Consider the following 19,739-nt stretch of genomic DNA (forward strand, 5'->3'; position numbering starts at 1 on the left):
AGCATATTTTCAAAGGATTTTTTCTTTTGGCTTCAATTCCTAATTAATCAATGAACTTAATAGTAGGTCTCGAAAAGAATTATGTTTCCTCTTTCTGTCTGAGTTCAAAGAGGTCTTCTACTTTTAGATTAAAAACTTGAGCAATTTTAAGAGCCATTTCCAGCGAAGGATTGTAACGGTTATTTTCCAAGTGCAGAATTGTCTCGCGTCGAATGCCGATGCGGTCGGCTAACTCCTGCTGGGTCATGCCTGTGGACTCACGAACAGATTTGAGATTAGTAATAATATTGCTTTCTTTGGCCATGCTTATCCTCTACGTTCCAAGATAAAATAGACAACCGCAAAAATGCAAATCAAGGCAGCTATGCTAATAAATATCTGACCCATGTAAAGAGTGAGAACCCCCATATACCCAATGATAACTGATAGGATCATCAGTGCGCCTAGTATAAAAACAAACATCAAGCTAGCTGCCTTTGCTAAATTAGCATAAAAGCGTTCGTCCGGAGTTTCCTTGACATTTTTTAAAGAGAAAAAAACAAATACAATCACTTCAATAACGAGACCAATTCCCAAAATCCATTCTTTAATACCAGAACTTACGCTTGGGGTCGCAACCCAAATCCCTACTGTATAAAAAATGCTTGCTGCAGACACAAGTATCGTGTAAAGTTTAGCAGACAAGTTAAAAATAATCTTTCCCTTACCTTTCTGACTCTTATGTAGCCAGCTACAAATAGCTACAATTTGACCTGACACTGAAATACCAGTAATAACTAACTTGGGTCCCCAACTAAGATTAGAACCAAATAAAACAATAAAATCAATAAAGAGAGCTACGGCAATCATTGCAATGAGGCCACGCATTTTTTGACTTTTTTTCATGATAGACTCCTTTTTTATGTTATAAATATATAACACTTAAATTTCATGTTATAAATATATAACACTTAAATTTCATGTTATAAATATATAACACTTAAATTTTATGTTATAAATATATCACATTTAAATTTAGAAAGCAAGAATTTATGTGTCAAGGTGGCAATTATTTGAAAAAATTTTTTAATAAAAGCCCTTGATAGTCAAATAACTAAAGAATTCTTTGAAGTAATGCATCGGATTTGGTTTGGATAGTTTCGTTAATAATATTTGATGATAAAGAATTTTTGAAAAATCTAGATACTGTATGAATCTCTACTTTTTTTCTTAGACTGTATAAAGTCTGTCAGAATAAGCTTTGTAGGTGTAGAAGTTAATTTTTACAGAGGTTAAGTAAGGATTTCAGTACACGTCAATAGATGTCAAAATACTGATTTTAAGCGATTTTTGATTTTTGGAAACTCATTATATCGCACTACAAATCAATAAAAACTCTACCTTTTTTAGATAAATATATCATCTGGATATTGAAGTTAAGCCCTGCTATCATTTCGATGGCAGGGCTTTTTAATATTTGGTACACTAACTTCTTATCTATATTTTGGTGGATTTTAAGTTGACATCTACAAAGTTTAATGTTAGAATACATTCAAAAATATATTTGAATGAGGTGTTTTATGATTCAAAATGTTGTTACTTCAATAATCCTGTATTCTGGGACAGCCGTAGACTTACTTATTATCCTAATGTTATTTTTTGCCAAAAGAAAAAGCAGAAAAGACATCATTAACATCTATTTAGGACAATTTCTAGGCTCTGTTAGTCTAATATTGCTAAGTTTGCTTTTTGCATTTGTCTTAAATTATATTCCTAGTAAAGAGATTTTAGGTTTACTCGGTTTGATTCCAATTTTCCTAGGCCTCAAAGTTTTGCTTTTAGGAGATTCTGATGGAGAAGCTATTGCAAAAGATGGTTTGCGAAAAGACAATAAAAACCTGATTTTTCTAGTCGCTATGATTACTTTTGCAAGTTGTGGCGCTGACAATATTGGTGTCTTTGTCCCATATTTTACCACCTTAAATTTAGCGAATTTGATAGTGACTTTACTTACTTTTCTAGTCATGATTTATCTCTTGGTTTTTTCTGCCCAAAAATTGGCACAAGTCCCTTCTGTTGGAGAAACTTTGGAAAAATATAGCAGATGGTTTATTGCCGTTGTCTATTTAGGATTGGGGATGTATATCCTGATTGAAAACAACAGCTTTGACATGCTATGGGCTGTGTTCGGCTAGGAGAAAAAATTATGAAAAAAGATAGTATCTGTCAAGTGGATGTTATTAATCAACAAAATGTTACAACCGCAACGAACTACCTTGAAAAGGAAAAAGTCCAAAAATCACTTCGCATTTTATCAAAATTTACCGATAATAAACAGATAAATATCATCTTTTATCTCCTTGCCGTCGAAGAACTCTGTGTCTGTGATATAGCCTGTTTACTAAATCTCAGTATGGCATCTTCCTCCCACCATCTTCGTAAACTAGCCAATCAAAACATCTTGGATACTAGAAGAGAGGGGAAAATTATATATTATTTTATAAAAGATGAGGAAATCAGAGACTTTTTTAATCAACTAGGATAACAACTATTTTTACTACTTTATCATGATCATATATAGGACTTATCTATGAAATTTTTTGATGAAAATTACTCACAAGAAATACCTACTCGTATCAAATGTTTAAGAAAAAAGTATAATTTAAAGCAAAGAGACCTAGGTAATGCAGGTCAAGTTAGCCAAGTTGAAAAGGGAAAGCGACAAGTTACTGCTTCAATATTGCTTTATTTGAATACTCAAACTGACTTAGACTATAAAGAAATTATTTTTAGAGATATTGCCAAGTTTGTTGAAAATATGTTTTATCACTGCTTCAGCTCTATTATATTTAGAGTTTTAGAAACTGTAGATAAAAGAATGAATTCTTTGTCGGATGATGACTTAATTTCTATACAATCTAGCTGTCTTAGACTTTCCAAGACATTCGCAAATTTCAATATTCAAAGAAAAAAATTTTTGATTTCTGATGCAACTGAAAAAATTATCCATAATGGCAAAAAGGTCATCAAAAAATCAAAAAAGATAAATCAATTTCAACAACAATGGACACATACGCCGAGTTAGCACCGCAAAGAAAGTTAGAATCTGTTAATCTTTATATCGATAAGATTGCTGAACTAACGCAATAACTACTCTACTATTCACTCTACCTTTTATTATGTAGCATTCTAAAAACATTGATGTACCAACGTTTCTAACAGCTAAAATAGAAATTATTTAATCTTTTACAGACCTAGACTATTCCCCTATTTAGAATCTATTAATTCATATTTTATAAATTAATTAGTAGATATCTTTTTTAAAATCCTTGATATTTCGCTGTTTTTAGTCTAATTGAAATCTATACTTTCCAAACCAGATCTTAAGAAAGCTCGTAAAGCTAGCCAGTTCTCTAAAGGTTAAGAACTAGCTACAATACAGTATTTACAACACTTTATACTCAATGAAAATCNNTAACCATACCTACGGCAAGACGACGTTGACGTGGTTTGAAGAGATTTTCAAAGAGTATTATGGTCCACACCATGGGGTGTTTTTTGATGATTTTAAGCAAAATTCATACCATTTAATTGAAAGTTATTTAAATTAGATGAAAATTTGTTTTCTGAAAAAGTGGGAAAACATTGATTTTAAGCGAATTTTGAATCATATTCGAATGGGAGTTTTTAAAATCATGTTTCGGTGGTAAAAGTTCCAAACTGTATTCTCCATAGTAGAATGATATCACCTGCCAGCGAATCATCTGCCAATAAGTCCATATTTCGTTTGGGAACGGGCTTAGGATTTAGGAGCCAAGCATCCAAATCACGTTCAGGAGAGATGAAGGGTTTGACTTGGTGTTCTTTATAAAATATTTCTAAAATACTATTCACGGATAGCCTCTTTCAAACATTTATTTCCTACTTCTAACAAATTTCTAAATGGTTTAAAAATTTTATAGTCTGTCAAGTTTTTTTCTTGACACCTGTTAGAAATCTGCTATAATAGAACATGTGCTAAATAGCTCAGCTATTTCACCGAAATAAAAAATAAGAAAAGAGACTTTAAAAATGGCAGTTAAAATCCGTTTGACTCGTATGGGTTCTAAGAAAAAACCTTTCTACCGTATCAACGTAGCAGATTCACGTTCACCACGTGACGGACGTTTCATCGAAACAGTTGGAACTTACAATCCACTTGTTGCTGAAAACCAAGTAACTTTGAAAGAAGACCGCGTTCTTGCATGGTTGGCTGATGGAGCTCAACCTTCAGATACAGTTCGCAACATCCTTTCAAAAGAAGGCGTATTGAAAAAATTCCACGATTCTAAATTCTCAAAATAAGTTTAAAGTAGGTTGATAGATGGATACGATTGAAAATCTCATTATTGCGATTGTGAAACCCTTGATTTCACAACCAGATGCCTTAACTATCAAGATTGAAGATACACCAGAGTTTTTGGAATATCATTTGAATCTTGATCAAAGCGATGTGGGTCGTGTAATCGGTCGTAAGGGTCGCACTATTTCTGCGATAAGAACGATTGTCTACTCTGTCCCAACTGAATACAAAAAAGTAAGAATCGTTATTGACGAAAAATAAGAAGGGCGGGACGGATGTCTCGCTTTTTTGTGTGGAGAAGTGTAAAATATCCTCATCAGGATTTGGAAAGTTTTTTAGAGGGTAAATTCCCAAACTAACTTCTAGTTTCCCACAACCTAGCTTTTAGTATTAGAAAAACGCGTGAAATCAGTGGGAATCCGTCTGAGACTAACTTCCACTGATTTTCTTTTTCTTGATATATAAGGGTTCAAAAGCGAAAAGACTCAGAAAAAAGTGCACGACAAATAGCCCTAAAACAAAGTCGGCTTAGAGTAACTTCCAGTTTTGGGAGAGATGGAAGTTACTTTGAGAAGTTACGAGGATTTTTAGAGGGATACTATCTATAGTGTCTTTTTTCTCCAACTTGAGAAAATCTTTGGAACGTGATAAAATAAAGGATAAGGATTTTTAATAATTCATTATATAGAATGAGTGGATTTCTTTATGAAGAGGTTTGAAGTATCTACAGAAATTGGTAGTCTCTCTGTTACTTATCAAAATCAAAAGAAAGTGCTAGTTTGTCTAAACGGAGCAGGTTTGCTACCAAGTTATGAAAATTTTTCACTTATACTTGAAAAACTTCCCCCTACAATTGGTTATTTGACAATTGATTTTCCTAACACAGGTAGGAGTCCGATTCATGACCAAGCTGGAAAAAATCTAGATAATCTTGCAGATGCGGTTTATGAAGTACTTGAAGTATTAGGGATTTCTGAATATATACTTTGTGTACATAGTTTGAGTGGAATTTTAGTTTGTAAATTGCTCAAGAAACCAATTAAGTGTCAGGCTTTAGTAGCAATTGAACCGACAACTAAAAAAGTCATGTTTGCTGATTTTTCAGAAAATCCTTATCCAGAAATGGAAGAGCAGATGAGGCTGATTGACGAGTGTGGTCCTGAACTTTATTTGAAGAATTTAACTCAAGCAACATTTAGTCCTGAAACGAATAAAGAAATCTGGGAAATAATGCAAGAAAAAGGCTTAGAGTTGGAAAAGCAAAATCCAGAATTTCAGATATCTGGAGAGATTACTGAGAAAGATTTTGAGGATGTATCTATAGAAGCTCATATTCCTGTATTTATTTTTTGTCAGCCTTATAGAGAAAAAGAGTACAGAGAATCAGAATATTGGACTTCCAATACTAAACTCATTTTAGGAGGGAATCACCATTATTTACAATGGTCCGAAGCGGAAAAAATTGCAACTATTATTCGAGAATTGTCAGAATAAGATGGAAAGAAAGAGCCTACAGGAGACAAGATGAACTACTTTAATGTTGGGAAAATCGTCAATACGCAAGGGTTGCAGGGTGAGATGCGAGTCTTGTCTGTGACGGATTTTGAAGAAGAACGGTTTAAAAAAGGATCTGAGCTGGCCTTGTTTGATGAAAAAGATCAGTTTGTCCAAACAGTGACCATCGCTAGCCACCGTAAACAGAAGAACTTTGACATTATTAAATTCAAAGATATGTACCATATCAATGCTATTGAAAAGTACAAGGGATACAGTCTCAAGGTTGCTGAGGAAGATTTAAACGATTTAGACGATGGTGAATTTTATTATCACGAGATTATCGGTTTGGAAGTCTATGAGGGTGATAATTTGATTGGAACCATCAAGGAAATCCTGCAACCAGGTGCTAACGATGTCTGGGTGGTCAAGCGAAAAGGTAAACGTGACTTGCTTTTACCTTATATCCCACCAGTGATTCTCAATGTTGATATTCCAAATAACCGCGTCGATGTGGAAATCTTAGAAGGGTTAGACGATGAAAATTGATATTTTAACCCTCTTTCCAGAGATGTTTTCTCCACTGGAGCACTCAATTGTTGGAAAGGCTCGAGAAAAAGGGCTCTTGGATATCCAGTATCATAACTTCCGAGAAAATGCTGAAAAGGCCCGCCATGTTGACGATGAGCCCTACGGAGGCGGTCAGGGGATGTTGCTCCGAGCCCAACCCATTTTCGATGCCTTTGATGCTATTGAAAAGAAAAATCCGCGCGTCATTCTCCTCGATCCTGCTGGAAAGCAGTTTGATCAGGCTTATGCTGAGGATTTAGCTCAAGAGGAAGAGCTAATCTTTATCTGTGGGCACTACGAGGGTTATGATGAGCGCATTAAGACCTTGGTGACAGATGAGATCTCCCTGGGAGACTATGTCCTGACTGGAGGAGAATTGGCGGCCATGACTATGATTGATGCTACGGTACGCCTGATTCCAGAAGTGATTGGCAAGGAGTCTAGTCACCAAGATGATAGTTTTTCTTCTGGGCTTCTCGAGTATCCTCAGTACACACGTCCCTATGATTATCGAGGCATGGTTGTCCCAGATGTACTGATGAGTGGGCACCATGAAAAAATTCGTCAGTGGCGATTGTACGAGAGTTTAAAGAAAACCTATGAACGCAGACCGGATTTGCTTGAACATTATCAACTGACAGCAGAAGAAGAAAAAATGCTGGCAGAAATCAAAGAAAACAAAGAATAAAGGAGAAACCTATGCAAGTAATCAAACGTGATGGTGAAATTGCTGAATTTAATCCAGATAAGATTTACCAAGCTATCTTAAAGGCAGCCCAGACTGTCTATGTATTAACAGATGATTTACGTCAAAACCTTGCACAAGTCACTAAGAAAGTGGTTTTGGATTTGGAAGAGGCCAAGGTGGAACGTGCTACTATCAGCATGATTCAGTCTATGGTTGAACATCGTCTACTGGGTGCAGGTTACATTACCATTGCAGAACGCTACATTTCCTATCGTTTACAACGTGACTTGGAAAGAAGTGGTTATGGAGATCATATCGCAGTTCATTTACATTTTGAACAAATTCGCTAAGAAAAAAGAGTGGGATGAAGCAACTACATCTCACTCTTTCTTAAATTTATTTTTTTGGGCTGTTTGGACAGTTGACGGGACAAATCGCAGGCGTTGAATATCGCTTATACGGATAATACGGCTTACATTTTTGGCAAAATTTTTCACGATAATTTGCTGTCCTTGCTGATCGTATTTGATGATATCACCTGTAAAGCTTGTCTCAGACAAGATAAGGTGAACAGCGGTTTGTTTCTGGATAGCCTCTTCAATAGTGGCTGTAAGGGAGTTGCTTTCAGTCTGGTCAGGTTCTTCATGTCCATTTAAAAAGTCATGTATTTTACCTAGAACTTGCTGGAATTTATGTCTCATATTGGCCTCCCTTCTTTTATATCAATATTATATAAAATTTTCCTAAAATCTACAAGATTTTACGAATAATCAGATGAAAGCTAAAAAAGGAGAAGAAAATGGCAGAATTTACATTTGAAATCGAAGAGCACTTGTTGACTCTTTCTGAAAACGAAAAAGGTTGGACTAAGGAAATCAACCGTGTGAGCTTTAATGGTGCCCCTGCAAAGTTTGATATTCGTGCTTGGAGTCCAGATCATACTAAAATGGGCAAAGGGATTACTCTCTCCAATGAAGAATTTCAAACGATGGTGGATGCTTTTAAAGGTAACTAAGTTTTCAAAATGAAAGAAAAGGATATTGAGTCATGACAACTCGATATCCTTTTTTAGGTAGCAAAGTAAGACTGATTTTTAAGGCGTTGAAGTAGTGGACGGCTAATAATACTAATAGCAATAATTTTACCAAGATCTGGGATGATAAAGGGAAATACCCCCACAACAAGAGCTTTTTCAAATGCCATTCCAGCTAGGAAATGCAAGCTAAGAATCCCTCCGATAAAGACAAGTGCATCACCCAAGAGGTTTGCAAGAAAAATCTTGACAACTCCACTCTTGCTGTTGGTTAGGGAGGAAGTAAGTCCAGAGTAAACGAGATAAAACCAAAGATAGCCTGCAGTAGGACCAACCAACGCCTGCAATCCAGCTCCACCTCCTGCAAAGACAGGAAGACCGATAGCACCTAGAAGAAGATAGAGTCCAACAGAAAGTACAGCCTCTCTCGGTCTAAAGACAGTAGCAATCAAGCCGATTGCAAAGTTTTGCAGAGTGAAGGGGACGGGTCCAATTGGAAGACTGATTTGTGCCAAAACAGCAATGAGAGCAGCTCCAATAGCAGGGATAGCATAAACATGAGATTTTTTCAAAATAGTTAACCTCTTTTCTGATGTATAGTAACTATTATACTCGTAGGAGAATTATTGTCAACCTATTTTTGAAAACAAGGTAACAAAGACTGTAACGGCCGATTTTGCTTACTGGTTAAGGTGGGTAATTGTTTTGTTGATTTGAAAATTGTCTGTATAGATAATCCTATTTTATTAATAAAAAATATACTAGTAAATATTTGACAAATTAAAAAATAAGTGTTATATTAAAAATGTAAACGGATGCATTTAGATGTGTTCAATTTTAAAAGGAGGGGTAGTTACGAGATATTTTAACGACTCTAGATACCATAACGGTGATTAAAAACCTAAATATAATCAATTCATATTAAAGTAATATGGAGGGACTAAAAAGGGGACTATTACTTAGTCTTCATCAAATATTTTAATCCAAGGAGAAGTAAAATTAAAAAAAAAGAATTAATAAGAAAGCATCTGTTTTTCTAGCTGCAAGTGTTTTCAGTTTTAGCTTTGCTACTGCAGCTAGTGTTGTTAGTGCAACTACAGCACACCCTGCTCCAAGTCCCATTATTGATGTATGGCAGTATGGTGTAGATAATAGCTATGGTTATTCAAATTACTTTGTTAGTTCTCCAGATAATATTGGTTCAAAATTTTCAGTAACGAATTATTGGGGAACCGTTAAAGCTTACGATAAAAAAAGATTATGGATGGGCATATTCAAGTGCAACAAAATCTTGGAACGATGTTCGCTTAAATGCATATTGGGATTATTATAGATTTTAAAAATAATTTATGAAAACAGGAGACCCAATTATAAAATAGGGTCTTTTGTAATATGGTAATTGCTTATGAAATTAAAATTATGTATCATTGGATTCTTCTTTTGTTTGATTGCTACAATTGGTCTGGTCACTATTAGTGATACCGAAATCCCCATACCTTTACCAATTGATGGTGCTTTTTCTATCCAAGGAAAAAGTAATCTTTCTAATAACGAAATATACGAAATGGTTCGTGACTTATCAAAAACGGAAAAGGCTACCATTTACAAGCCAATCGTTCAGAGTTCGGGTCAGTTGAAGTATGTAAACTTTGATGATGTAAATAATGAACAATTAAAGTCAGCACCAATAGTAGGGATGTATTACACACTTGGGAAAATGGATGTAGACAGTTTGAAACCACTTACGATGACTGGACTACAAACAGTCTATATGGCTTATCCTTGGTATATAGGAGGAATATTACAATTTACCGGAACTTTAAGAATACTGTTAATGGGTTCCATTTACTTAACTTTATTAGTTGTTTTATTTGTTGTTAGGACGAGCCAGATCAAAGAAGGAGTGATACGGCGTTCTTTGGGCTTGCCTGTATACGATCTTAGAAGAGAGTATGTGATTTCTCTTATTTTTGAACTGATTATGATGGCTTTATTGATGATTTCTTACAGCTCTTTTTTGGGTAATGGTTTCTTCACCTATAGTTCTAAGTTATTTTTCTCTCTGCTTTTAACAAATTTTATACTATTTCAAATCATTGATCTTATTACTTTTGTTTTATTTTGGTTGACGATTCAGATTGAAAAGCCCATTGAAATTATCAAAAACAAGGCGAAAAATAAACTTATTTTTGTCGTATGGCTTGTCATCATTTCGATTATCATCCTTGTCTCAGGAATTTTTTTACAAGAAACAAAGAGTAGTCAATCTAGTATGAACATACAAATACAGAATTTAGTACCATGGGACACAGTAAAAGACTGGAGAAGGATTGAATTCCTTGGAATTGAAAGTAACTCTGCTAAAAATGGAGAAGTTAGTGATTCAGATGGTAAGTATCTACAGATAGTTGCTGCCTTAAAAAACTTAGATTTTTTATATATAGAACGATCTTCGGCATATGTTCCAGATTTCATGAAAACTTCACATGTTATAGAAAATTTTTCTAAACAATTAGAAAATGACGGGATAACGAATCCAGAAATAAATAAAGAGTTGATTTATATTAATCAAACAGGTGCCAACCTACAAAATAAAGTGAATGGAACAAACTATCATCTTTTAGATAATAAGATAGCAACCATCTATATTCCTGAGAAGTGGAAAGAAAACCAGAAATCTATTGAGAATACAGTTGTAGCAGAACAATTTATTGGAACAAACTATACAAAAGAACAGCTTGCAGTACAAATAATTCCTGATGGGGAAAAAATTTTTTATTTTAATGAGGATGCTGATAATAATCTTAAAATGAAAGATATTTTACCGCTGGCAAATGTAGCAGATAGCAAAGATAATATAGTTGTTGTTTTAGATACGGACAAAATGATGGAAAATAATAAGTTTTCTTTGGCTAGTAACATACTATATAAATCTCTTTTTAGTCCTGAAGCGGTAAAAAAAATAAATGAGATGACTGTCCCGTTGAATTTCTCAATGAATCCAGTAGATGTTTACCAAATTGTGAAATTAAAGATTCAATCCTTAGAGCACCAAATTCTACTATCACAAATCTTGCAGAAGATAATTTACAGTATTGTCTTTATACTCATTTATCAATATGTCCAACTTTTTATTACTCTAAAACAGAATGAATATGTGAAAAAAATCATTTTGGGTCTGTCAAAAACATATATAGCAATTTCAAGTCTCAAATATTTTATGATGACTATTACAATGGTTATTCTATTTACATTTCTTATGACAGGGCAAATAGAGTTGCTATATATTGGAGTGGCTTCTCTGCTAGTTTTGATGTTATCAATCATAATGAGTTTTAGAAAATTATCTGAAAGCTACACTAAAATTTTAAAAGGAGATGAATCATGACAATTGACCTTTTGAACGTTTCAAAGAGTTTCGGCTCAAAGAAGATCTTTACAGACTTAAATTTAATATTTGAATCTGGAAAAAGCTATGCATTGATTGGAGGTTCTGGCTCCGGTAAAAGTACCCTTCTTAATATTATAGGAAGATTAGAAAAAATTGACAGTGGGAATGTTTTAGTTGATAAACAAGATATTTGGAAGATAAAAGAAAGAACTTTTTTTAAAAATACTGTTGGATATGTATTTCAGAATTATTCTTTAATAGATAACAAAACAGTATATGATAATCTGAGCCTTATCACTAAAGACAAAAAAACAATAACTGACGTACTTGAAAAAGTAGGACTGTCAAGTGACTATTTACATCAAAAAATATACGAATTGTCTGGTGGGCAGGCTCAACGTGTAGCTATTGCCAGAATGTTAATGAAACCACGTAAAATTATTTTAGCAGATGAGCCCACAGGAGCTTTAGATGGTGAGATTGGAAAAGAAATCATTCGTTTGTTATTAAATGAAAAAGATGAAGACAAATATGTTATAATAGCGACGCATGATCCAGCTGTCTATAACGAAGTTGATGTGATCATTGATATGAAAGATATAGGGTATAAGGTATGAAAAAGATAATTTATATTGCTTTGATCTTTGTAGCTGGGTTACTTGCCTTCTTCTTTTTTGGAAAACAAATGATTACAAAAGAAAATATCAATAAACCAACGGTAGAGTTAACAGTCTATACGCTTTCTTCTAGTGATACAGAAAAATGGAATAAAATGAGACAAGTAGAAACGGAAGAGGCTATATACTTCATAACTGTGAAAGAAGCAGAGTCTTCTGAAGAAGTATTTTCAAACATCATTGCAAATGGAGCTGCTACAGGGTTCGGAGTTCGTGAAGAAGAAGTGAAGAAATTCAATAATGGTTTAGGAGACACCATAGAGGACTCTAAGCATAATAAACTAATTGAAATAGAATTTTTTACTTTTTCTGATGATGGCGCGGGATTTGTGGTAGCAAACTTTGACTACGGTAAAGAAGAGTTGAATTCTCAGAAAAAAGATATAAAAGAATTATATAAAAAAATATATGAATCTTTTAAAGAAAAGAATAAATGATTGTATTATAATCCTTGTATTTTGCTATGGTTTGTTAATTGATTTTTGCATATCTTACTTCAACATACTATAAAATAAAACATAAGAAAACGAGTATCTCCAACTACGGAAATACTCGCTTTTTGATATTTAGAAGTGTTTTTTGCTTTGCTTCTTTTGTTTCGATTAACGCATGGTTACAAATTCTTCAGATGCAGTTGGGTGAATTGCCACAGTTGCATCAAAGTCAGCCTTGGTTGCTCCCATTTTGATAGCAACGGCAAATCCCTGAATCATTTCATCAACGCCGTAGCCAATTCCATGAAGTCCGACAACTTTTTCTTCTGAACCAGCTGTTATGAGTTTGAAACGGGATTCTTGACGGTTGCGAGTGCAAGCAGAGTACATAGATGCAAAGCTTGATTTATAAACCTTGATTTGGTCTTGACCATATTCTTTGATAGCTTGCTCTTCTGTCAATCCGACAGTTCCGATAGCAGGGTGTGAAAAGACAACAGTTGGAATAGTTGAGTAATCCATTTTTGCAGTAGTTTTTCCGTTAAAGAGACGTTCAGATAGGGTACGTCCGGCCTTGATTGCAACTGGAGTCAGTTCTTTCTCGCCCGTTACATCACCTAGAGCATAGAGTCCCTCAACAACAGTATTTTGGTATTCATCCACTTGGATAAAGCCACGTTCGTTCAGAGTGACTCCAGCTTTTTCAAGTTGCAATCCCTTAACGTTTGGACGGCGGCCTGTAGCCCAGATAACTTGGCTAGCTGTGTGACTAGTACCATCTTCGAAATGAATGGTAATGCCGTCAGCAGTTTTTTCTAACTTGGCAGGGACTTTGTGAGTATGAAGTGGTAAGTTTGTTCTTTCCATTTCCTTGACCAAACCTTCAACGATGTAGGAATCAAAACCACGTAAAGGACGATCGCGGCGAACAAAGAGGTCTGTCTTGACACCAAAAGTGTGGAGTACGCCAGCCAATTCAACGGCAATATAACCCGCGCCTAGAATAGCAACTGACTCTGGAAGTTCTTCCCAGGCAAATACATCATCAGAAGAGCCACCTAGCTCAGCACCAGGAATATTAGGAATACTTGGATGGGCACCAGTAGCAATCACGATATGTTTAGCACGAATCAGTTCACCATTTACGCTTACAGTATGAGAATCTACAAATTCAGCATGACCTTCAATCAAGTCTACACCGTTGCGTTTAAAACTACCATCATAAGAAGAACGAGCACGATCAATGTAGGCTTCACGATTGCGACGTAGGGTTGCAAAGTCAAAGTTAAGATCAGTAGTCTTAAGACCGTAGTCTTCTCCAAATTGATGGAAAGTCTCAGCGATTTGCGCCCCGTACCACATGATTTTTTTAGGAACACAACCGACGTTGACGCAAGTTCCACCTAGTTTCTTTTCCTCAATAACGGCCGCTTTGGCTCCATGTTCACCAGCACGGTTCATGGTGGCAATTCCTCCGCTACCTCCACCGATAGCGATGATATCGTATTCTCTCATTGAAAACTCCTTTGTACTCTTTTAAATAGTAGAGTGTCATTTTTTGATAGTCATATTCTATCTTTTTTTTGATGTGATTGCAAAAATCTGCTACGCACAAAAAATTGCAAAAAAGCTTGCCAAATAAGTCAAGATAGTGTGTCATATAACTAGTACAATGGAAAAAGGAGGATTTCCGAACGATTGTTTAATCCTGAACTGTCATTATTTCCATCTGAACTGCATTGTTTGCTGGAGGGAAATTTGGTATAATAGCAAAGTATTGTAAAAAAGAAAAGGAGTTTCATTATGAAGAAAAAGAATGGTAAAGCTAAAAAGTGGCAACTGTATGCAGCCATCGGTGCTGCGAGTGTAGTTGTATTGGGGGCTGGGGGCATCTTGCTCTTTAGACAACCCTCGCAAACTGATGTTAAGGATGAAACGCCACATCTAGTAGTGGCAAAAGAGGGAACTGTTGCTTCGTCGGTTTTATTATCAGGAACAGTAACGGCAAAAAATGAACAATACGTTTATTTTGATGCTAGCAAGGGAGATTTAGATGAAATCCTTGTTTCTGTGGGGGATAAGGTCAGCGAAGGGCAGGCTTTAGTCAAGTACAGTAGTTCAGAAGCGCAGGCGGCCTATGATTCAGCGAGTCGAGCAGTAGCTAAGGCAGATCGTCATATCAATGAACTCAATCAAGCACGAAATGAAGCCGCTTCAGCTCCGGCTCCTCAAGCCTCTGCGCCAGCAGGAGGAGAAGATGCAACGGTGCAAAGTCCAACTCTAGTGGCTGGAAATTCTGTTGCTTCTATTGACGCTCAATTGGGTGATGCCCGTGATGCGCGTGCAGATGCTGCAGCGCAATTAAGCAAGGCTCAAAGTCAATTGGATGCAACAACTGTTCTCAGTACCCTAGAGGGAACTGTAGTCGAAGTCAATAGCAATGTTTCTAAATCTCCAACAGGGGCGAGTCAAGTTATGGTTCATATTGTCAGCAATGAAAATTTACAAGTCAAGGGAGAATTGTCTGAGTACAATCTAGCCAACCTTTCTGTAGGTCAAGAAGTAAGCTTTACTTCTAAAGTATATCCTGATAAAAAATGGACTGGGAAATTAAGCTATATTTCTGACTATCCTAAAAACAATGGTGAAGCAGCTAGTCCAGCAGCTGGGGCTAATACAGGTTCTAAATACCCTTATACTATTGATGTGACAGGCGAAGTTGGTGATTTGAAACAAGGTTTTTCTGTCAACATTGAGGTTAAAAGCAAAACCAAGGCTATTCTTGTTCCTGTCAGCAGTCTATTAATGGATGATAGTAAAAATTATGTCTGGATTGTGGATGAACAACAAAAGGCTAAAAAAGTTGAGGTTTCATTGGGAAATGCTGACGCAGAAAATCAAGAAATCACTTCTGGTTTGACAAATGGCGCTAAGGTCATCAGTAATCCAACATCTTCCTTGGAAGAAGGAAAAGAGGTGAAGGCTGATGAAGCAACTAATTAGTCTAAAAAATATCTGCAGAAGCTATCGCAATGGTGACCAAGAACTGCAGGTTCTCAAAAACATCAATCTAGAAGTGAATGAGGGTGAATTTGTTGCCATCATGGGACCATCTGGTTCTGGGAAGTCCACTCTGATGAATACGATTGGCATGTTGGATACACCAACCAGTGGAGAGTATTATCTTGAAGGCCAAGAAGTGGCTGGACTGGGTGAAAAACAATTAGCCAAGGTTCGTAACCAACAAATCGGTTTTGTCTTTCAGCAGTTCTTTCTTCTATCGAAGCTCAATGCTCTGCAAAATGTAGAATTGCCCTTGATTTACGCAGGAGTTTCGTCTTCAAAACGGCGCAAGTTGGCTGAGGAGTATTTAGACAAGGTTGAATTGACAGAACGTAGTCACCATTTGCCTTCGGAATTATCTGGTGGTCAAAAGCAACGTGTGGCTATTGCTCGTGCCTTGGTAAACAATCCTTCTATTATCCTAGCGGACGAACCGACAGGAGCCTTGGATACCAAAACAGGGAATCAAATTATGCAACTATTGGTTGACTTGAACAAAGAAGGAAAAACCATTATCATGGTAACGCATGAGCCTGAGATTGCTGCCTATGCTAAACGTCAGATTATCATTCGGGATGGAGTCATTTCATCTGACAGTGCTCAGTTAGGAAAGGAGGAAAACTAAGATGCAGAATCTGAAATTTGCCTTTTCATCTATCATGGCTCACAAGATGCGTTCTTTGCTTACCATGATTGGGATTATTATCGGTGTTTCATCAGTTGTTGTGATTATGGCTTTGGGAGATTCCCTATCTCGTCAAGTTAATAAAGATATGACCAAATCTCAGAAAAATATTAGCGTCTTCTTCTCTCCTAAAAAAAGTAAAGATGGGTCTTTTACTCAGAAACAATCAGCTTTTACGGTTTCTGGAAAGGAAGAGGAAATTCCTGTTGAACCGCCAAAACCGCAAGAATCCTGGATCCAAGAGGCAGCCAAACTCAAGGGAGTGGATAGTTACTATGTAACCAATTCAACGAATGCCATCTTGACCTATCAAGATAAAAAGGTTGAGAATGCTAATTTGACAGGTGGAAACAGAACTTACATGGACGCTGTTAAGAATGAAATTATTGCAGGTCGTAGTCTGAGAGAGCAAGATTTCAAAGAGTTTGCAAGTGTCATTTTGCTAGATGAGGAATTGTCCATTAGTTTATTTGAATCTCCTCAAGAGGCTATTAACAAGGTTGTAGAAGTCAATGGATTTAGTTACCGGGTCATTGGGGTTTATACTAGTCCGGAGGCTAAAAGGTCAAAAATATATGGGTTTGGTGGCTTGCCTATTACTACCAATATCTCCCTTGCTGCGAATTTTAATGTAGATGAAATAGCTAGTATTGTTTTTCGAGTGAATGATACCAGTTTAACCCCAACTCTGGGTCCAGAACTGGCACGAAAAATGACAGAGCTTGCAGGCTTACAACAGGGAGAATACCAGGTGGCAGATGAGTCCGTTGTATTTGCAGAAATTCAACAATCGTTTAGTTTTATGACGACGATTATTAGTTCCATCGCAGGGATTTCTCTCTTTGTTGGAGGAACTGGTGTCATGAACATCATGCTGGTTTCGGTGACAGAGCGCACTCGTGAGATTGGTCTTCGTAAGGCTTTGGGCGCAACACGTGCCAATATTTTAATTCAGTTTTTGATTGAATCCATGATTTTGACCTTGTTAGGTGGCTTAATTGGCTTGACAATTGCAAGTGGTTTAACTGCCTTAGCAGGTTTGTTACTGCAAGGTTTAATAGAAGGTATAGAAGTTGGAGTATCAATCCCAGTTGCCCTATTTAGTCTTGCAGTTTCGGCTAGTGTGGGTATGATTTTTGGGGTCTTGCCAGCCAACAAGGCATCGAAACTTGATCCAATTGAAGCCCTTCGTTATGAATAAGATCAACAAGATGGACACTCGTCTATCTTGTTTTTGTATGGATTTCCCTATCGAAAATCCTTAAAAATGTGATATAATGAAGTGTTAGAAAAACAGGTTTCATTTGCCTGGAAAGGAAAAATTATGTCTGAAAAGAATTTTTATATTACAACGCCGATTTACTATCCATCTGGAAAACTGCATATCGGTTCTGCCTACACAACCATTGCTTGTGATGTCCTAGCACGTTACAAACGCCTGATGGGCTACGATGTCTTTTATTTGACAGGTCTTGATGAACATGGTCAGAAGATCCAGCAGAAAGCTGAAGAAGCTGGCATTACACCACAAGCCTATGTTGATGGGATGGCAGTTGGAGTCAAAGAACTCTGGAAATTACTAGATATCTCATACGATAAATTTATCCGTACAACTGATGACTACCATGAAAAAGTTGTCGCACAGGTCTTTGAACGCTTACTTGCTCAAGATGATATCTACTTGGGTGAATACTCTGGTTGGTATTCAGTATCAGACGAAGAATTCTTTACAGAAAGCCAACTGGCAGAAGTTTTCCGTGATGAAGCTGGAAATGTGACTGGTGGTATTGCTCCATCAGGTCACGAGGTTGAATGGGTATCCGAAGAATCATACTTCCTTCGCCTTAGCAAATACCAAGATTGTTTGGTCGAATTTTTCAAAGCTCATCCTGAATTTATCACTCCAGATGGTCGCCTTAATGAAATGCTACGCAACTTCATCGAGCCAGGTTTGGAAGATTTGGCGGTATCTCGTACAACCTTTACATGGGGAGTGCCTGTCCCATCAAATCCAAAACACGTTGTCTACGTTTGGATTGATGCCCTTCTTAACTATGCGACAGCTCTTGGCTACGGTCAAGACGAACATGGTAACTTTGACAAGTTCTGGAATGGAACAGTCTTCCATATGGTAGGAAAAGACATCCTTCGCTTCCACTCTATCTACTGGCCAATCCTTCTTATGATGTTGGATGTTAAATTACCTGATCGTTTGATTGCCCATGGTTGGTTTGTCATGAAAGACGGAAAAATGTCTAAGTCAAAAGGGAATGTCGTTTACCCTGAAATGTTGGTAGAGCGTTATGGACTAGATCCACTTCGTTACTACCTCATGCGTAACCTTCCAGTTGGTTCAGACGGAACCTTTACTCCTGAAGACTATGTCGGCCGTATCAACTATGAATTGGCTAATGACCTTGGCAACCTCCTCAACCGTACGGTTTCCATGATTAACAAGTATTTTGATGGACAAATTCCAGCCTATGTAGAGGGTGTAACAGAGTTTGACAACGCTCTTGCTGAGGTTGCAGAACAATCAATTGCTGACTACCATACACACATGGAAGCAGTTGACTACCCACGTGCCCTTGAAGCAGTCTGGACTCTTATCTCTCGTACTAATAAATACATCGACGAGACAGCTCCATGGGTCTTGGCTAAGGATGAAGGACTTCGTGACCAATTAGCAAGTGTCATGAGTCACTTGGCAGCCAGCCTTCGTGTCGTAGCACACTTGATTGAGCCATTTATGATGGAAACCAGTCGTGCAGTCTTGAATCAACTTGGTTTGGAAGAAGTAGCGAGCCTTGAAAACTTGAAATTGGCTGATTTCCCTGCAGGTGTAACGGTAGTTGCTAAAGGAACTCCAATTTTCCCACGTCTCGATATGGAAGAAGAAATCGCCTATATCAAGGAACAAATGGAAGGCAACAAACCAGCTGTTGAAAAAGAATGGAATCCAGACGAAGTCGAACTCAAACTAAACAAGGATGAAATCAAGTTTGAAGACTTTGACAAGGTCGAAATCCGTGTCGCAGAAGTCAAAGAAGTATCTAAAGTGGAAGGTTCAGATAAGTTGCTTCAATTCCGCTTGGATGCTGGTGATGGAGAAAATCGTCAAATCCTCTCAGGGATTGCAAAATACTATCCAAACGAACAAGAATTGGTCGGCAAGAAAGTTCAAATCGTTGCTAACCTCAAACCACGTAAGATGATGAAAAAATATGTCAGTCAAGGGATGATTCTCTCAGCTGAACATGATGGACAATTAACCCTTCTTACAGTTGATCCAGCTGTACCAAATGGAAGTGTGATTGGGTAAAAGTATACAGGACTAGTTCATGCTAGTTCTGTTTTTTATTTACACTCAATGAAAATCAAAG

At 36.7% G+C, this 19,739-nt stretch carries 23 protein-coding genes and 2 pseudogenes; 18 read left to right on the top strand and 7 right to left on the bottom strand.

Annotated features, from left to right (window positions below; translation table 11 throughout):
• Positions 1-79 precede the first annotated feature (79 nt).
• From HT701_RS05350 to HT701_RS11450, 3 genes are all read right to left on the bottom strand, one after another.
• Entirely contained in the window at positions 80-304 is a 225-nt protein-coding gene (locus HT701_RS05350; protein ID WP_023940487.1) for a helix-turn-helix transcriptional regulator, read from the bottom strand.
• 2 nt (positions 305-306) lie between these two features.
• On the bottom strand, positions 307-885 hold the full coding sequence (locus HT701_RS05355; protein WP_023940489.1) for a membrane protein: 579 nt from the start codon (positions 883-885) through the stop codon (positions 307-309).
• Positions 886-1,357: 472 nt separating this feature from the next.
• On the bottom strand, positions 1,358-1,531 hold the full coding sequence (locus tag HT701_RS11450; protein ID WP_078374329.1) for a FanG protein: 174 nt from the start codon (positions 1,529-1,531) through the stop codon (positions 1,358-1,360).
• A 28-nt stretch (positions 1,532-1,559) separates the two neighbouring features.
• Here HT701_RS11450 and HT701_RS05360 point away from each other — a divergent pair, with 28 nt between their 5' ends.
• The 3 genes and pseudogenes from HT701_RS05360 to HT701_RS05370 form a co-directional block, all read left to right on the top strand.
• Positions 1,560-2,174: a CadD family cadmium resistance transporter gene (locus HT701_RS05360; protein WP_023940491.1), complete on the top strand. Its 615-nt coding sequence runs from the start codon at positions 1,560-1,562 to the stop codon at positions 2,172-2,174.
• 11 nt (positions 2,175-2,185) lie between these two features.
• Entirely contained in the window at positions 2,186-2,524 is a 339-nt protein-coding gene (cadX, locus tag HT701_RS05365; RefSeq protein ID WP_031222801.1) for a Cd(II)/Zn(II)-sensing metalloregulatory transcriptional regulator CadX, read from the top strand.
• 45 nt (positions 2,525-2,569) lie between these two features.
• Positions 2,570-2,977 (top strand): annotated as a pseudogene (locus HT701_RS05370) (helix-turn-helix transcriptional regulator); the annotation flags it as partial.
• A gap of 695 nt (positions 2,978-3,672) precedes the next feature.
• On the opposite strand, the gene HT701_RS05375 reads toward HT701_RS05370, so the two are convergent.
• Positions 3,673-3,873, bottom strand: a complete 201-nt coding sequence (locus HT701_RS05375) for a hypothetical protein (protein ID WP_001084631.1) — start codon at positions 3,871-3,873, stop codon at positions 3,673-3,675.
• 177 nt (positions 3,874-4,050) lie between these two features.
• Here HT701_RS05375 and rpsP point away from each other — a divergent pair, with 177 nt between their 5' ends.
• The 6 genes from rpsP to HT701_RS05405 all read left to right on the top strand — a co-directional run bounded on the left by rpsP (position 4,051) and on the right by HT701_RS05405 (position 7,423).
• A complete protein-coding gene (gene rpsP / locus HT701_RS05380; RefSeq protein WP_000268760.1) occupies positions 4,051-4,323 on the top strand; it encodes a 30S ribosomal protein S16 in 273 nt (90 codons plus the stop codon).
• 19 nt (positions 4,324-4,342) lie between these two features.
• Positions 4,343-4,582 (top strand): RNA-binding protein KphA, encoded by a 240-nt coding sequence (gene kphA, locus HT701_RS05385; RefSeq protein ID WP_000379621.1) that lies wholly within the window; start codon positions 4,343-4,345, stop codon positions 4,580-4,582.
• A 444-nt stretch (positions 4,583-5,026) separates the two neighbouring features.
• Positions 5,027-5,815 (top strand): alpha/beta hydrolase, encoded by a 789-nt coding sequence (locus HT701_RS05390; RefSeq protein ID WP_138705627.1) that lies wholly within the window; start codon positions 5,027-5,029, stop codon positions 5,813-5,815.
• A 30-nt stretch (positions 5,816-5,845) separates the two neighbouring features.
• On the top strand, positions 5,846-6,364 hold the full coding sequence (gene rimM, locus HT701_RS05395; protein ID WP_138705628.1) for a ribosome maturation factor RimM: 519 nt from the start codon (positions 5,846-5,848) through the stop codon (positions 6,362-6,364).
• Entirely contained in the window at positions 6,354-7,073 is a 720-nt protein-coding gene (gene trmD / locus HT701_RS05400) for a tRNA (guanosine(37)-N1)-methyltransferase TrmD (protein WP_000686915.1), read from the top strand. Before rimM ends, trmD begins: the two co-directional genes overlap by 11 nt.
• Positions 7,074-7,084: 11 nt before the next feature.
• Complete coding sequence (locus HT701_RS05405; RefSeq protein ID WP_138705629.1) at positions 7,085-7,423, top strand: ATP cone domain-containing protein; 339 nt, start codon at positions 7,085-7,087, stop codon at positions 7,421-7,423.
• A gap of 30 nt (positions 7,424-7,453) precedes the next feature.
• On the opposite strand, the gene HT701_RS05410 is transcribed toward HT701_RS05405, so the two are convergent.
• Positions 7,454-7,774: a hypothetical protein gene (locus HT701_RS05410; RefSeq protein ID WP_138705630.1), complete on the bottom strand. Its 321-nt coding sequence runs from the start codon at positions 7,772-7,774 to the stop codon at positions 7,454-7,456.
• 98 nt (positions 7,775-7,872) lie between these two features.
• On the opposite strand from HT701_RS05410, the gene HT701_RS05415 reads away from it, so the two are divergent.
• Entirely contained in the window at positions 7,873-8,088 is a 216-nt protein-coding gene (locus tag HT701_RS05415; protein WP_000807422.1) for a YdbC family protein, read from the top strand.
• A 53-nt stretch (positions 8,089-8,141) separates the two neighbouring features.
• On the opposite strand, the gene HT701_RS05420 is transcribed toward HT701_RS05415, so the two are convergent.
• Complete coding sequence (locus HT701_RS05420) at positions 8,142-8,678, bottom strand: biotin transporter BioY (RefSeq protein ID WP_050971469.1); 537 nt, start codon at positions 8,676-8,678, stop codon at positions 8,142-8,144.
• A gap of 440 nt (positions 8,679-9,118) precedes the next feature.
• Between HT701_RS05420 and HT701_RS11860 the strand changes: the two are divergent.
• The 4 genes and pseudogenes from HT701_RS11860 (at position 9,119) to HT701_RS05435 (ending at position 12,611) form a co-directional block, all read left to right on the top strand.
• Positions 9,119-9,446: pseudogene (locus HT701_RS11860) on the top strand (hypothetical protein).
• A gap of 65 nt (positions 9,447-9,511) precedes the next feature.
• Positions 9,512-11,494: an ABC transporter permease gene (locus HT701_RS05425; RefSeq protein ID WP_138705631.1), complete on the top strand. Its 1,983-nt coding sequence runs from the start codon at positions 9,512-9,514 to the stop codon at positions 11,492-11,494.
• Complete coding sequence (locus HT701_RS05430; protein WP_000151027.1) at positions 11,491-12,114, top strand: ATP-binding cassette domain-containing protein; 624 nt, start codon at positions 11,491-11,493, stop codon at positions 12,112-12,114. The genes HT701_RS05425 and HT701_RS05430 overlap by 4 nt, the downstream gene beginning before the upstream one ends.
• Positions 12,111-12,611, top strand: coding sequence for a hypothetical protein (locus tag HT701_RS05435; protein WP_138702661.1), 501 nt, complete (start codon positions 12,111-12,113; stop codon positions 12,609-12,611). Before HT701_RS05430 ends, HT701_RS05435 begins: the two co-directional genes overlap by 4 nt.
• A gap of 165 nt (positions 12,612-12,776) precedes the next feature.
• On the opposite strand, the gene gor is transcribed toward HT701_RS05435, so the two are convergent.
• Complete coding sequence (gene gor / locus HT701_RS05440; protein ID WP_138702660.1) at positions 12,777-14,123, bottom strand: glutathione-disulfide reductase; 1,347 nt, start codon at positions 14,121-14,123, stop codon at positions 12,777-12,779.
• Between the two features lie 288 nt (positions 14,124-14,411).
• Here gor and HT701_RS05445 point away from each other — a divergent pair, with 288 nt between their 5' ends.
• From HT701_RS05445 to metG, 4 genes are all read left to right on the top strand, one after another.
• Positions 14,412-15,611: an efflux RND transporter periplasmic adaptor subunit gene (locus HT701_RS05445; protein WP_138702659.1), complete on the top strand. Its 1,200-nt coding sequence runs from the start codon at positions 14,412-14,414 to the stop codon at positions 15,609-15,611.
• Positions 15,595-16,296 carry an ABC transporter ATP-binding protein gene (locus HT701_RS05450; protein WP_000811473.1) on the top strand — a complete coding sequence of 234 codons (702 nt, stop codon included), beginning with the start codon at positions 15,595-15,597 and terminating at the stop codon, positions 16,294-16,296. The genes HT701_RS05445 and HT701_RS05450 overlap by 17 nt, the downstream gene beginning before the upstream one ends.
• A gap of 1 nt (position 16,297) precedes the next feature.
• Positions 16,298-17,557 carry an ABC transporter permease gene (locus tag HT701_RS05455; RefSeq protein WP_138702658.1) on the top strand — a complete coding sequence of 420 codons (1,260 nt, stop codon included), beginning with the start codon at positions 16,298-16,300 and terminating at the stop codon, positions 17,555-17,557.
• A gap of 123 nt (positions 17,558-17,680) precedes the next feature.
• Positions 17,681-19,678: a methionine--tRNA ligase gene (gene metG / locus HT701_RS05460; protein WP_138705632.1), complete on the top strand. Its 1,998-nt coding sequence runs from the start codon at positions 17,681-17,683 to the stop codon at positions 19,676-19,678.
• Positions 19,679-19,739 lie beyond the last annotated feature (61 nt).

This window comes from Streptococcus sp. 10824 (genome assembly GCF_013276595.1).
Taxonomy (GTDB): Bacteria; Bacillota; Bacilli; order Lactobacillales; family Streptococcaceae; genus Streptococcus; species Streptococcus pseudopneumoniae.

Excerpts from the sequence above, each read along its gene's own strand:
- HT701_RS05350 (WP_023940487.1), bottom strand. The coding sequence starts at position 304 with ATGGCCAAAGAAAGCAATATTATTACTAATCTCAAATCTGTTCGTGAG.
- HT701_RS05355 (WP_023940489.1), bottom strand. The coding sequence starts at position 885 with ATGAAAAAAAGTCAAAAAATGCGTGGCCTCATTGCAATGATTGCCGTA.
- HT701_RS11450 (WP_078374329.1), bottom strand. The coding sequence starts at position 1,531 with ATGTATTCTAACATTAAACTTTGTAGATGTCAACTTAAAATCCACCAA.
- HT701_RS05360 (WP_023940491.1), top strand. The coding sequence starts at position 1,560 with ATGATTCAAAATGTTGTTACTTCAATAATCCTGTATTCTGGGACAGCC.
- cadX (WP_031222801.1), top strand. The coding sequence starts at position 2,186 with ATGAAAAAAGATAGTATCTGTCAAGTGGATGTTATTAATCAACAAAAT.
- rpsP (WP_000268760.1), top strand. The coding sequence starts at position 4,051 with ATGGCAGTTAAAATCCGTTTGACTCGTATGGGTTCTAAGAAAAAACCT.
- kphA (WP_000379621.1), top strand. The coding sequence starts at position 4,343 with ATGGATACGATTGAAAATCTCATTATTGCGATTGTGAAACCCTTGATT.
- HT701_RS05390 (WP_138705627.1), top strand. The coding sequence starts at position 5,027 with ATGAAGAGGTTTGAAGTATCTACAGAAATTGGTAGTCTCTCTGTTACT.
- rimM (WP_138705628.1), top strand. The coding sequence starts at position 5,846 with ATGAACTACTTTAATGTTGGGAAAATCGTCAATACGCAAGGGTTGCAG.
- trmD (WP_000686915.1), top strand. The coding sequence starts at position 6,354 with ATGAAAATTGATATTTTAACCCTCTTTCCAGAGATGTTTTCTCCACTG.
- HT701_RS05405 (WP_138705629.1), top strand. The coding sequence starts at position 7,085 with ATGCAAGTAATCAAACGTGATGGTGAAATTGCTGAATTTAATCCAGAT.
- HT701_RS05410 (WP_138705630.1), bottom strand. The coding sequence starts at position 7,774 with ATGAGACATAAATTCCAGCAAGTTCTAGGTAAAATACATGACTTTTTA.
- HT701_RS05415 (WP_000807422.1), top strand. The coding sequence starts at position 7,873 with ATGGCAGAATTTACATTTGAAATCGAAGAGCACTTGTTGACTCTTTCT.
- HT701_RS05425 (WP_138705631.1), top strand. The coding sequence starts at position 9,512 with ATGAAATTAAAATTATGTATCATTGGATTCTTCTTTTGTTTGATTGCT.
- HT701_RS05430 (WP_000151027.1), top strand. The coding sequence starts at position 11,491 with ATGACAATTGACCTTTTGAACGTTTCAAAGAGTTTCGGCTCAAAGAAG.
- HT701_RS05435 (WP_138702661.1), top strand. The coding sequence starts at position 12,111 with ATGAAAAAGATAATTTATATTGCTTTGATCTTTGTAGCTGGGTTACTT.
- gor (WP_138702660.1), bottom strand. The coding sequence starts at position 14,123 with ATGAGAGAATACGATATCATCGCTATCGGTGGAGGTAGCGGAGGAATT.
- HT701_RS05445 (WP_138702659.1), top strand. The coding sequence starts at position 14,412 with ATGAAGAAAAAGAATGGTAAAGCTAAAAAGTGGCAACTGTATGCAGCC.
- HT701_RS05450 (WP_000811473.1), top strand. The coding sequence starts at position 15,595 with ATGAAGCAACTAATTAGTCTAAAAAATATCTGCAGAAGCTATCGCAAT.
- HT701_RS05455 (WP_138702658.1), top strand. The coding sequence starts at position 16,298 with ATGCAGAATCTGAAATTTGCCTTTTCATCTATCATGGCTCACAAGATG.
- metG (WP_138705632.1), top strand. The coding sequence starts at position 17,681 with ATGTCTGAAAAGAATTTTTATATTACAACGCCGATTTACTATCCATCT.